The following is an 11800-nucleotide window of genomic DNA, read 5'->3' on the forward strand; positions in this document are numbered from 1 at the left end:
CCCCCACGGACGCGCGGAGGCCCCGCCGACGCGCAACACACCAACCCCACCCCATCCCCGACACCTGCCGCACCACCCCACCACCGGACCCACCCTTTCTCTCATTCGGGCAGGGAGAGCGGCAGCAGAGGGGATGTCAGTTCCCCGACCACGACGGAAAGGCCAGCTGACCAGGCACGCCCAGAGGCCGGCCACCGGGCAGAGGCAGGAGATGGGGCAAGAGATAGCGCAGGAGTTTGCGCGTGGGGTGGTGCAACAGATCAGGATTGCTGTATTATGGAACATGTCGGAAGGGGTGGCCCCCTAACCGGCACCGCCGAACGTTCGTCAACAGAAAGGCGTAAGCGTGGAAATCGTCATCAGCGGAGGCAAGGTCACTCCCCACGTCGACGAGATCACGACCCCTCGGGCCGAAAAGGCCCGCCGGATCGCCAATTTCCTCCCGCGCCCGGAACTCCTGCGGGACGCCGTCATCGAGCACAACCAGGACGACAACACCACGTCTATTCGGTTCGAGACCACGGCCGGTCCGATCCGGATTCTTCTGCCGGTCGCTCAGGGGTTTGAGTTCCACATCATTCACGACAGCGACACCGGGCCCCGCATTCTCGGAACCTTCCGGGGCGCATCCCTTTCGGTGCGAGCCGTCGCATTCCGCATCAGCGAATTTCTGCGGACGCGCGGACTGAAGTAAAAGGCAGTTTCGGGGGCCCGGTCCACCGGGCCCCCGGGCAGCCCCAGCACCCACACCAACCGGAGGGACAGTCACTGTGAGCATGACGAGCATTGAGCCCGCCCACCGCGCCATTCCGGCGAGCGAGGGCGAGCGAGAGCAAATGGAAGCCGCTTTCCGCGCGGCACTGGAACAGCTTCCTGAGAACACCGGTTTCCCGCACGACGTGCGCGAGCTGGCCCGGCCACTTTTCGAGGTGGGATGGATCTCTGGGGTACGGACCGGGCACACCGGGCCCGCACTGGCCGACGTGCCGTTGCCGCCCCATACGTTCGGTACGGCACTGTCCAACCTGTCCTCCGCCATGCATGCGGACAGTGGCCCCAGCATCGGGCAGTTGGTCAGTTACCACGGGTCGCAGGAGTGCTGCCACGGCCGCTACTGGGTGACGCGCATTGAGCGCGAACTGGACCGCCGAGGCCGAGAGTCCACGCTCTACCGCCTCAGCGAGTACAGGAACGGCGCATTCGTCACCGCACTGACCGGAGTCCATACGTGGAGCGTCACGGCACTGCCGCAGCACTGGCAGCGGTAAGCCCACACGGAAGGGAACTGATCATGAGTCAGAGGATCGCCAAGCAGCTCAAGACTCACCCGCGCGCCTATGTGGTCAAGGAAGAGGGCCGCGACCGGACCGGAACCATGCGCTACCGCGCACAGGTCAAGTACCTCGCAGTCGGTGACACACTCGCCGGTTTCGGCAAGGTTCTGGAGTGGTCGGAGACAGACGCAGTCGACGGGTGGCGGATGTTCCGGATGGTCACCGAGCGCCCGCAGTACTACCCGGTCGAGACCAACGTGTTCAACGTGCCGGAGTACCTCTACTACGGCATCACCGCCCTTGCCGAGCAAGGCGAGTGATCTGATGCGGCACAAGCCGCCGCAGTCGTAGCCGCAGGTCAGAGCGTGGCCTCCAGGGTGGGGCGCACCGGAGATTTAATCGGTTGCCCCACCCTCCGAATTAGGTATTATGGAACCAGTTAGGAAGGGTTGGCCCCCTACCGGACACGCCGAAAGTTCGTCACCAGAAGGGAAGCCCCAAGTGGCTCACGAAATCGAGCAGTTCACCGACGGCACCGCCGCTTTTGCCTCCGCCAACACGAGCGCATGGCACAAGCTCGGCACCGTTACCGACGGCGCGATGACCGCCGAGGAGGCCATGCGCATCGCGTCTCTGTCCGGGTGGAACGTGCGGCTCCTCCCCCTGACCGCGACCGAGATCACGGCCGAGGGAACCACGCCGGTGGAGGTCGCGCAGCACTTCGCGACCGCGCGCACGCACCCGAAGACCGGCCGCACGCAGACGCTCGGAGTGGTCGGCAGCGACTACCACCCCGTGCAGAACGAGGAACACGCCGAGTTCCTCAACCTTCTGGCCGACGAGTCCGGCGCGCACTTCGAGACCGCCGGATCGCTCAAGGACGGCCGTCAGGTGTTCCTGACCATGAAGATGCCGCAGACCCTCACGATCGGCGGGAACGACGACGTAGACCTTTACATCGCGGCGTTCAACAGCCACGACGGAGGCAGCGCGTTCCGCATCGTGGTGACGCCGGTCCGGGTGGTGTGCGCGAACACCATGCGCGCGGCCATCCACGGGGCCCGGTCCTCGTTCGTGGTGCGACACACCGCCGGAGCCAAGGCCCGTATCGCGCAGGCCCGTTCCGCCCTCGGTCTGACGTTCCGGTACGCCGAGGAGTTCGAGCAGGCCGCACAGCGCATGATCGACGCCGAGATGACGCTCAACGAGCTGAAGTCTGTGGTGGACGAGCTGTGGCCGGTCAAGGACAGCGACCACGCCCGCACCAAGACCAACCAGCGCCAGCGGTGGGGGGCGATCTCGAACCTGTTCGAGCACGCCGACACCCAGGCCGGTATCCGGGGCACGCGGTGGGCCGGGTACAACGCGCTCACCGAGTACGCCAACCACGTCGCCCCGGCCCGGGGCAAGTCCGACGCCGACAAGGCCGCAGCCCGCGCCGAGCGGGTCATCAGCGGAGCGGCGAACGACCTGATGGAGAAGGCATTCGCCCTCACCACGGTCTGACCCCCTGAACACCGGGCGGGCACCCCAACTCCCCCACGGGTGCCCGCCCGGCCCCCCACAGGCCCGCAGAGGCCGCCCCGCCCGAGCGCGGAGCGCTCAACCCCGCCTCAGGAGCGCGGAGCGCACCCCGCCGGCCCCTGCCGCGTAGCGGCAGCGCATCGCGTCTGCGGAGCAGCCCGCGCGCCAAGAACACGTCCGCTGTTTCCTGCGCCCAGGCCGCGCCGACGGACGCCCAGCAGCTCGACACCCACCGCCCACCCACCGCCCTGCGGAAGGCCATTCATGCCCACCTGGAAATGGAAGATCAAAGGCATCGTCGACGACATCACCGAGTGCGGTTGCTGCGGCCGCCGCGGACTCAAGCGCACGGTCGCGATGATGCCGCTGGACGCCGACGGGAACGAAGACGGCACCGCCGAAGACGTCGTGTACTACGGCACGTCGTGCGCCGCTACCGCGCTGAGCTGGACGCAGGGCAAGGTGACCAACACCGCGCGCGCCGCCCAGGCCGAGCGGGACCAGCGGGACGCCTACGCGCGCCGGATGCTCAGCATCTACGCCCCGGTGGAGTTCGCCCCCGTACGCGACAAGGCCCGCGTCTACTACGGCCGCAACCAGCACCAGCGGGACACGGGCGTGAAGGCGACCGAGGAAGTGGCGAAGCTGCTGGCCCAGGCCCGCGCCACGCTGGCCGACACCACCACCGGCCCGGCCCGCCCAGCGCGGATCGAGGACTTCCGCCGCTACGTCGTGATCTTCACCAGCGACGACCGGATCTCCCTCGTGCGACGCGTGCCGGAGGAGGAGGCCGAGGGTCAGGAGCAGGCCGCCGCGGCGCAGCGCCGCGCCGACGAGATCCGGGGCAGGCTGCTGGTCGTGGCCGCCCTGGACGCCGAGTCCGCGCGCGACGTTGCGTACTCCGACGACCTGACCCGCGAGTGGAACGCGAAGGTCTGGCAGGCCGCCCGTGCCTGAGACCGCCCCTGCGCCCCTGTTGATCATCGGTAGCCGCGTCACCTACCACGGCAGCATCACCGAGATGCACGACCGCCCCCTGTATCTCCTGCCGTGCATGTGGTTCGGACACTGCGACGCCTGCTGGGAGCAGGACGACGAGTTCGGCGAGCGCCACCCGGAGGAGAGGGACCACTTCATGGCGGTCGACCTCACCACCGACCGCCGCTTGCACCACGCCCGCCGAGCACACCTGGCCCCGATCCCGCACGAGTGGCCCGAGGACGCCGTGCCGTTCAACATCAACGGCTACCGGTACGCCGCCGCGTACACCACGGCAGGCGGAAGCGACCGGGCCCGGACGGTGCACTTCTACACCGCCGAGGACTTCATGGGGCGCACGTGGTGCCACTTCCGGGAGCCCGCGCCCGACATCCGCCGCCTGGACGAGCTGGGCCGCCGCCGCCCCATCTGACCAGTGCCCGCGCGCCACGGCGTGCGGGCACCCCCTCCCGCCCCGCAGCCGGCCCCCATCCGTCGCCCCGCTGGAGTCACCGTGACGAACCCGCAGCCCGACCAGCCCGCCCGCGCCGACCGCCGCACCCTGCCCTACCCCGGAGACGAAGCGATCACCGCCGCCCGCCACCGCGCGCACCAGGCATTCGCCCAGCTCTTCACCGCCCTGGGGGCCGGACGTCACCGCCTGCACTACGCCGCATTGGACGTCGACGGCCGGTACGCCCTGGCCAGCGTCACCGTCGACGTCACGACCGCCCCCGCATGGCATCTGGACGCCGACCCGGACGAGTTCACCGCCATCGAGGCCGCCGTGACGGCCGCCCTGGAAGGCAGCTGCACCGTCCTGGCCACTCTGATCGTGCAGAGCGCCCGGGAGCCGATCCCAGCCGTCTGCGGATGGCGCATCGAGCGCGGATGGCTGCACGCCATGAACCCAGTCACCGTGTACGCCGCCGTGCGGCCCTGCGCGAGCAGCTCGGCACCCGTCGCCCGCGTCTACCCCGCTCCGTTCCTGGGGGATCCGCCGGTCACGGGCTGAAGTCCCCGGCCCGGCCCCCGGGGGTCGGGCCGCCGCGCCTGTCAACTCCCCGTCCCTGTCCGCCCCGTGAGGAGACGCTCTGTGATCACCATTGCCACCCCGTCCGGCACCGTCCGCGCCGTCCCGTCCGAGGCGGACCCCGCCGGAGCCGTGCGCTACCGCCTCACCGGTGCCGCCAGCGGAACCGTCCACGTGACCGCGACCAGCAGCCCCGCCCGGTGGGACCGGTTCGACGCCGTCCGGGCCACCCTCGGATCCGCCAGCGCGCGGGCGTGGCCCGCCGAGCCGCTGGTGCGCATCCGTGGCCGCGCCTACCAGGGCAACACGGTCAGGGTGCTGGCCTACTCCGCCGACGTGCCCTGGGGATGGCTCGAACGCGACCTGACCGACACCGACGACCGGCCCGCGCCCGAGCAGGCCAGCCAGACGCTGACTTCCATCCTGCGCGCGTGCGCCGGCGACTACGCCGCGCGCAGCGACTTCCCCGGCCTCCAGCACGCGGCCCGTCGCCATGACACCCCGCAGCTGCTGAAGTGGCTGGACGCGATGATTTCGCACGCGGAACGGGCGCAGGCCCGCTGGCTGGAGGAGGCCGAGGCCCACCGGGTCCAGGCCGCCCGCAGTCTCGACGCCTGGTGGACGCTGGCCCGCTGGTTCGCCGACCGCCCGCACCCGGTGCTCGCGCTGTTGCTGGCCCCGGACCGCGAGAGCCTGGCCCACCGCGCCGAGTACCTGCCGAAGTGGGCCGAGATCAGCAGGGGCGCAGCCGACGAGGAGGGCCGCCGTCTGACGCTCTTCCGGTCGGAGTACGAGGGTTTGACCCGGCCCACCGCCGCGCCGGAGAGCGGAGAGCGCGCGTACTTCGTGGTCGGGCAGTGGACGGGCGGGGGCGACGTCGACATCTGGCACGTGGAGGAGGCCCCCGCCGATCCGGGCGAACGGGCCGACGTCCACGAGCAGCACCAGGAGGACGCCGAAGAGACCTTCGGCAGCGTCAACGTCGTCTACGCCTCCAGCCCGCAGGCCGCAGCCGACCAGGCCCGCAGGGAAGCGCGCGAGACCAGCGACCGCATCCACCGCGAGCTCACCCGCCCGTAGGCCGGAGAGCCCGCGCCCCGGGGTGGCCTGCCGCCAGGCCGCCCCGGCCCCGCCCCGCCTTGCTGCCTCTGATCACGAGGAGAGACGACCCGTGGCAACGTTCACCCACGCCACCCCGGAACGCTGCGCCCAGCTGGGCCGCGCCCTCACCGCCGCCGGCCTCACCTGGAGCGACAACGGCCGCCAGGACGACCCCCAGTACCTGGACTACACCGTCACCGACCCGCACGGCCGCACGTGGCGGATCAGTCCCGCCACCAACTTCCAGATCTCCCCGTCCAGTCCGGGGCAGATCTGGGAGGCCAGCTGCTCAGCGCTGATGACGACCACCCCGATTCTGTCCGCCCGCCAGGTGGCGGAGCGCATCAAGGACGTCCCGGCATGAGCAGCCCACCGCCGCCGTTTAGGCCCGAGGACTTCGAAGAGCGGTGCGAGACCTGCAACGCCCCGCCCGGCCAGCTCTGCTACGCCTGGTGCGACACCGGATACACCGCCGACGACGCCCGCGCCGACGCCGAGCGCCACGCCGCCCAGCGCGACGCCAAGCCCCCTGCGCCGTAGGCGCACCGCCCGACTCCCCCGCCCACCCCACATCCTCGAAGGAATCTCAATGATCGTGTCAAGTCGCCTGCGTGATCGGCGGGGCGGAGGTGAAGAGTCTCTTGTCACGCAGCATCGCCCAGAGCACGTCGACCCGGCGACGGGCGAGCGACAGCAGAGCCTGCGTGTGCAGCAGCCCCTCGGCCCGCTTCTTCAGGTAGTAGTCCCTGGACGGCCCGGGCCGCATCATCGCGGTCTGCGCGGCCATGTAGAAGATGTAGCGCAGGCGCCGGTGGTATCGCTTGGGCCGGTGGTAGTTGCCGGTGCGGCGGCCGGAGTCCCGGGCGACCGGGGCAAGGCCGGCATGCGAGGCCAGACGGCCGGCGTCGCGGTAGCCGGACAGGTCGCCGACGATGGCGACGAACTCGGCGCCGAGGATGGGCCCCATGCCGGGCATGGACTCGATGATCTCCGCGCGGTCGTCGGATCGGAACGTCTCGCGGATCTCCCGGTCGTTGTCCTTGATCCGCTCGTCCAGGGCCAGGAGCTGGTGGGCGAGATCGCAGACCAGCTTCGCCGCCCGCTTCTCGTCGGGCAGCGCGATCTGCTGGGACTGGGCAGCCTCGACGGCCTTGGCCGCGACTGTGTCGGCGCCGCGGACCTTGCGGCGCTCCAGCCAGGTCGTCAGCCTCTTCACACCGATCCGGCGCAGAGCTGCCGGGGTTTGGTACTCGGTCAGCATGACGACCGGGCCCTTGGCCGCGGAGTAGTCAAAGGCCCGCTCAAGCGCGGGGCAGATGCCGACCAGCAGGTCGCGCATCCGGTTGATCAGCCTCACGCGGTCGGCGATCAGGTCGGCCCGGTAGTTGGTCAGCACCTGGAGGGTGGAGACCAGCTCCGGCGGCGCGTCCAGTGGGGCGAAGTCCCGGCGCATGCGGGCCTGGTCGGCGATGACGCGGGCGTCCTTGGCGTCGGTTTCGCCCTCGCCCCGGTAGGCGCCGGACATGCGGTTGACCGTCCGGCCGGGCACGTAGACGACCTGCTGGCCATGCATGACCAGCAGCGCGACCAGCAGGGTGGAGGCCCGGCCGGAGATGTCCACCGCCCATCTCACCTCGTCAGCCCGCTCACGGGCAGTGTCGATGAGCAAGAGGATCTGGGCCTCGTCGTTGATCACCTTCGTCGAGAAGAGCGTCTCGCCGTCGGCGTCGACCGCGACCGCCCAGTGATGCCCCTTGCCAGCGTCGATGCCGACCCATATTCGCTTGCCACACATGCTCAAGCCCGTCGCTCCGTATCCCTCGTGACCAGCACTTCGTGGCCCGGAGAACACCCCGCCGACAGGTCCCTAACCAGCGATGACCGCAGTTCTCAATCAGTGGTCGGAGCGTCCCGGAGGACCGGGCGGCCATTCCTTCCGAGTCACAAACGACAACCCGCCATCAGCCACACCCGGTCCTCCCGGACCGCCTCACATTCTTAGGGAGACCCGCCATGGAACTGTCCACCCCCGCCGGCCTTGAGTCCCTCGCACACGCGGTTGCCGAGCAGCTCGGCGCCGACCGCACCGACAAGGACGGCGGCACCGGCCGGGTCCGTGTCGCCTACGCCGACGGCCGCGCCCTGGAACTCACCCCCAACCGCCCCCGGACCCGGATCTCCGTCACCGCAGTACTGCCCGAGCAGGCCACCGCGCACGGCATCGAGGTGAAGGCGATCACGGTCACCGCCCTGCCCCGCCCGCGCCCCAGCGAGAGCCAGGCCAAGGCCACCGCGCGGCACACGGCCGACCACATCCGGCAGAGGCTGCTGCCCGCGCACACCGCCGCCCTGGCCGAGCTGCGCGAGCGCACCGCCCCCCAGGTGGCCACGTTCCAGCGTGCCGAATCCGCCCTTGCCGGATTCCTCGACCGCCCCCGGGGCGGAGTGGCGATCTCCGAGCAGCCGGTACGCCGCCCGCTGGGGCTGAACGCCCGGTGCGCCGTCGCCTGGTGGCACACGCTCGACGGGCCCTCCCGCACTGTGGCACCGTTCATGGCCGACGCCCTGCGCCGGGCCGGACTGGCGACGACGGAGCCTCACGGCAGCGCCTACGTGTTCTTCGCCGAGCCCCCAGCCGAGCAGTCCGACACCCGGTTCCGGATCGCCCCTGCCGCCGAGGGCGCAGGGTGGTCCCTGGTCGACGAGTTCACCGGCGCGTGCGTGCGGACGTACGACGACCAGGAGTGGGCCCAGGGGATCACCGAGAGCGCGAACGGCGAGGAGGACGCCGCCCGGCGCGCCGCGGTCACGTCCATGGACCTGCCGGGGCTGTCGGCAGACCTGATCGAAGAGGAGCAATGGCGGGCCCTGGCCGTGGAGCTGGCCACCGCCGGGCACATGCCCTACGGCCTGACCGACGTCGACTACACGCAGACGCCGGGATTCCACATCTACCCCAGCGCGGAACCGGGTACGGCCAAGGTGGCACGGCTGCTGGAGCCCTGGGGAGCAATCCGGCCCGGAGCCCGCTTCGAAGCCCCCGAACTCGAAGTCGAGCGCTACGACCAGGACATGGAAGCCTACGCACAGCTCCTGACCAGCCCAGGGCGAACGGTGGCCGTCAGGCTGGACGGCATCCAGGTCACGTTCAGCGATCCGCCGACCAGGCCCTGACCTGCACGTTTCAGGGTGGGGCGGCGCCGAGAAAAACGGTTGCCCCACCCCTCAAGTTCGGTATTATGGAACCTGAGGCGCCGACGGGGTGGCGCCCTCGAAACCGCACCGCAGCCGCGCTGCTCACCGGGCCGGATGCACCGAGCGAGGCCGGGGCACCTCCACTCACCAACCCGCACCGAGAAAGGGCACCTACATGACCGACGCGACCAGCACCCCCGAGTGCCGCCAGCACGGCCCCATGACGCTGCGCACCGGCGACCAGTCCCCGGCACAGCGCTTCACCGGCACCTGGTACGCCTGCACCGAACTGACATGCTGGAGCGCCGTCCTGTTTCCGTCGGCCGAACTGGCCGCCGACCTCGAAGGGCAGGGGCGTGCGGCGAAGGCCCCCCTGACCATCACCCACACCCGAGCTGAGGGGACCCTGGTGTCCGGCTCCGTGGCGGGTGACGGAGTGCTGGAACTGCTCCAGCCGTTCCGCTTCCGGGCCTCTCCCTCGATCGGGATCTACCTGCGCGGCTCCCGCGACCGCCGCGCCGACCTGTACCGGATCAACCAGGCTGCCGATGCCCTGCGTTCGGCCGGCCACCGGGTGACGGTCGAGATCGACGAGACCCAGCGCCGGGCCTTCTCCGAGGCCGAGGAAGACCGCACCGAGCGGGCGGCCGGGCGCGCCGAGTACTTCGGGGCGCGGGCCGAGCGCTTCCAGGCATCGTCGGACGCGAAGTGGGAGCGCGGGCGCGAGATCACGCGCGGGTACGCGGGAGAGCCGGTCAAGGCCGACCACTACTCGGCCAAACGGCACATGCGCGACCTGGAGCGCGCGCACCGCCTCTTCGGCCAAAGCGCCGAGGAGCAGGGGGAGGCCGACCGCTGCGCGGGCCGCGCCGACACAGCCGAGCACTACGAGCAGCACAGAACGAACCCGGGGGTGACGCTGCGCCGCCTGGAGCGCCTGCAGGCCGACCGGCGCCACGTCGAGCGCCAGCAGGCCCGGACGGTCGACGCCGCGAGGGCGGGTGAGATCACCCTTGAGGCTCTGGTGGAGGCCCTCGTCCGGCTCGACGCCGACCATGCCGACCTGTGCGACGAGATCGGCCACTGGGAGCGGATCATCAAGGAGGCCGAGGCCGAGGGCGTGAAGCTGTGGGGGCCGGACGACTTCAAGGCCGGTGACTTCGTACGCTCCGGCAGCCGCCTGCTGGAAGTACTGCGGGTCAACAAGAAGACGGTCACCGTGCCCGGCGGGCCCGAGGCAGGGCCGATCGTCTCGCAGGCCAACCGGCGGTACTCGTTCAACGGAAAGTTGCCGTACGACAAGGTCACCGGCCGCGTGAGCGCCGAGGAGATGCGGGCGCTGCTGGCGGAGGGGAAGGCGAAGCCGGGCGGAACCGCCGCCGAGAGCGGGCAGGACCAGCACGACGCCTGAGCGCGCCGGTTCCCTGCACACGGCCCGGTATCCGCCGCCCTGACCTGCGCCGCCCACGGTGGGGCAGCGCTGAGAAATCCAGTTGCCCCACCCCCCATATAACGTATTATGGAACATGTCACACCGAAGCGAGCGAGGAGACTCCCCGTGAACCTGCACGACGCGGCCGCGCTGCTCACCACCCACGCCCAGCACGCCTACACGCTCCAGCGCGAGGCCGGCGCCGCCCTCACCCTGGGCACCCAGAGCGACCCCCGGCGGCTGGCCCGGCTCGCCCACCGGGCCGAACGCGCCGTAGAACTGGCCGCGTTGTGGGACGGAGTCCTCTACGAGGCCCACGCCACCGGCCAGCGCGACCTTTTCCCGCTCGCCGACCCCGCGCGTATCGTCGCCGCCGCCCGCACCCTGCGGACCCTCACCCGCGACGGCATCACGCGGGCGTACGACCTGACCTGCGAGCAGTTCCCCGACAGCGCCCCGGAGAGCCCCGCCCGGCACTGGGCAGCACGGCTCTTCCTGCTCCACACCAACATCGTCGATAACCTGCCCGGCGCCTCCACGGCCCCCGCCGTCCTCGCCGAGCTGCGCGCCCGACTCACCGACGGCTCCAGCGGCGTACGGCTGTCGGCCGGAACCGCGGCCGCGCTGGAGCTGGTCACCGCCCTGCGCGAGCGACTCGGCGCCGCACCGGTGGCCGCCCGAGACATCCCGGCCTGCGCGGGCAAGATCCTCATCCGCGCGCTGGAACTCGCCGCGTTCCAGGGGTGCAGCCTCACCACCGCCCCCGGCCCCGGCAACACCGCCGTCCTCGTCCCCCTGGTCGAAGGCTGGAGGATCCAGATCGACGACGAGGGATCTGCCGAGCACGCGCCGGAGGACCACGGCAGCGGCAGGGGCAGCGGGGGATGGACGGCCCGCCTGTACGACCCGGACGGCGAAGCGATCAACGTGGTGCGCCACCCCTCCCCCGACACGGCTGATGACTGCCTCGCCGACAGCGCGGCGTGCGCCCGCCAACTGACGCAGTGGCGCGCCGAGAACCAGGCGAAAGGCGCTGTCCAGGACTGAGCACCGCCCTTCCCCGCCCCGCCCGAGACGAAGGAGGCCCCGGTGTTCCCCGACCCCGAACCCGACGTACACGCCCACCTGGACGCCGACCCGCGCTGCATCTGCACACTCCTGCGCTGCGGCGGCTCCGTCCTGTCCCCCGGCTGCCCCAGCCATGGGATGACCTCGCAACGCACCTTCACGTGGCACTCCGCCGACCGGTGCCCCCACCGCTGA

The 11800-nt window shown here is 70.8% G+C and carries 15 protein-coding genes; 14 read left to right on the forward strand and 1 reads right to left on the reverse strand.

The window, feature by feature from the left end:
• Positions 1–346: 346 nt before the first annotated feature.
• From CES90_RS11540 to CES90_RS11585, 10 genes are all read left to right on the forward strand, one after another.
• Complete coding sequence (locus CES90_RS11540) at positions 347–694, forward strand: hypothetical protein (RefSeq protein ID WP_189784932.1); 348 nt, start codon at positions 347–349, stop codon at positions 692–694.
• An 82-nt stretch (positions 695–776) separates the two neighbouring features.
• On the forward strand, positions 777–1268 hold the full coding sequence (locus CES90_RS11545; protein WP_189784931.1) for a hypothetical protein: 492 nt from the start codon (positions 777–779) through the stop codon (positions 1266–1268).
• Positions 1269–1291: 23 nt separating this feature from the next.
• Entirely contained in the window at positions 1292–1594 is a 303-nt protein-coding gene (locus CES90_RS11550) for a hypothetical protein (RefSeq protein WP_189784930.1), read from the forward strand.
• 181 nt (positions 1595–1775) lie between these two features.
• The gene (locus CES90_RS11555) at positions 1776–2780 is read left to right on the forward strand and encodes a DUF932 domain-containing protein (RefSeq protein WP_189784929.1); all 1005 of its coding nucleotides are present in this window, start codon (positions 1776–1778) and stop codon (positions 2778–2780) included.
• A 282-nt stretch (positions 2781–3062) separates the two neighbouring features.
• Entirely contained in the window at positions 3063–3755 is a 693-nt protein-coding gene (locus tag CES90_RS11560) for a hypothetical protein (RefSeq protein WP_189784928.1), read from the forward strand.
• On the forward strand, positions 3748–4209 hold the full coding sequence (locus CES90_RS11565) for a hypothetical protein (RefSeq protein ID WP_189784927.1): 462 nt from the start codon (positions 3748–3750) through the stop codon (positions 4207–4209). Before CES90_RS11560 ends, CES90_RS11565 begins: the two co-directional genes overlap by 8 nt.
• 81 nt (positions 4210–4290) lie before the next feature.
• The gene (locus tag CES90_RS11570; RefSeq protein WP_189784926.1) at positions 4291–4791 is read left to right on the forward strand and encodes a hypothetical protein; all 501 of its coding nucleotides are present in this window, start codon (positions 4291–4293) and stop codon (positions 4789–4791) included.
• Positions 4792–4872: 81 nt separating this feature from the next.
• On the forward strand, positions 4873–5889 hold the full coding sequence (locus tag CES90_RS11575; RefSeq protein ID WP_189784925.1) for a hypothetical protein: 1017 nt from the start codon (positions 4873–4875) through the stop codon (positions 5887–5889).
• 91 nt (positions 5890–5980) lie between these two features.
• Positions 5981–6274 carry a hypothetical protein gene (locus CES90_RS11580; protein WP_189784924.1) on the forward strand — a complete coding sequence of 98 codons (294 nt, stop codon included), beginning with the start codon at positions 5981–5983 and terminating at the stop codon, positions 6272–6274.
• On the forward strand, positions 6271–6450 hold the full coding sequence (locus CES90_RS11585) for a hypothetical protein (RefSeq protein WP_189784923.1): 180 nt from the start codon (positions 6271–6273) through the stop codon (positions 6448–6450). The genes CES90_RS11580 and CES90_RS11585 overlap by 4 nt, the downstream gene beginning before the upstream one ends.
• A 58-nt stretch (positions 6451–6508) precedes the next feature.
• On the opposite strand, the gene CES90_RS11590 is transcribed toward CES90_RS11585, so the two are convergent.
• Positions 6509–7705: an IS110 family RNA-guided transposase gene (locus CES90_RS11590; protein ID WP_189784944.1), complete on the reverse strand. Its 1197-nt coding sequence runs from the start codon at positions 7703–7705 to the stop codon at positions 6509–6511.
• A 218-nt stretch (positions 7706–7923) separates the two neighbouring features.
• Here CES90_RS11590 and CES90_RS11595 point away from each other — a divergent pair, with 218 nt between their 5' ends.
• The 4 genes from CES90_RS11595 (at position 7924) to CES90_RS11610 (ending at position 11800) form a co-directional block, all read left to right on the forward strand.
• Positions 7924–9084, forward strand: a complete 1161-nt coding sequence (locus CES90_RS11595; RefSeq protein ID WP_189784922.1) for a hypothetical protein — start codon at positions 7924–7926, stop codon at positions 9082–9084.
• Positions 9085–9280: 196 nt separating this feature from the next.
• Positions 9281–10516 carry a DUF3560 domain-containing protein gene (locus CES90_RS11600; protein ID WP_189784921.1) on the forward strand — a complete coding sequence of 412 codons (1236 nt, stop codon included), beginning with the start codon at positions 9281–9283 and terminating at the stop codon, positions 10514–10516.
• Positions 10517–10663: 147 nt separating this feature from the next.
• The gene (locus CES90_RS11605; protein ID WP_189784920.1) at positions 10664–11584 is read left to right on the forward strand and encodes a hypothetical protein; all 921 of its coding nucleotides are present in this window, start codon (positions 10664–10666) and stop codon (positions 11582–11584) included.
• A 42-nt stretch (positions 11585–11626) separates the two neighbouring features.
• Positions 11627–11800 carry a hypothetical protein gene (locus CES90_RS11610; RefSeq protein WP_189784919.1) on the forward strand — a complete coding sequence of 58 codons (174 nt, stop codon included), beginning with the start codon at positions 11627–11629 and terminating at the stop codon, positions 11798–11800.

Source organism: Streptomyces capitiformicae, assembly GCF_002214185.1.
GTDB classification, from domain to species: Bacteria; Actinomycetota; Actinomycetes; order Streptomycetales; family Streptomycetaceae; genus Streptomyces; species Streptomyces capitiformicae.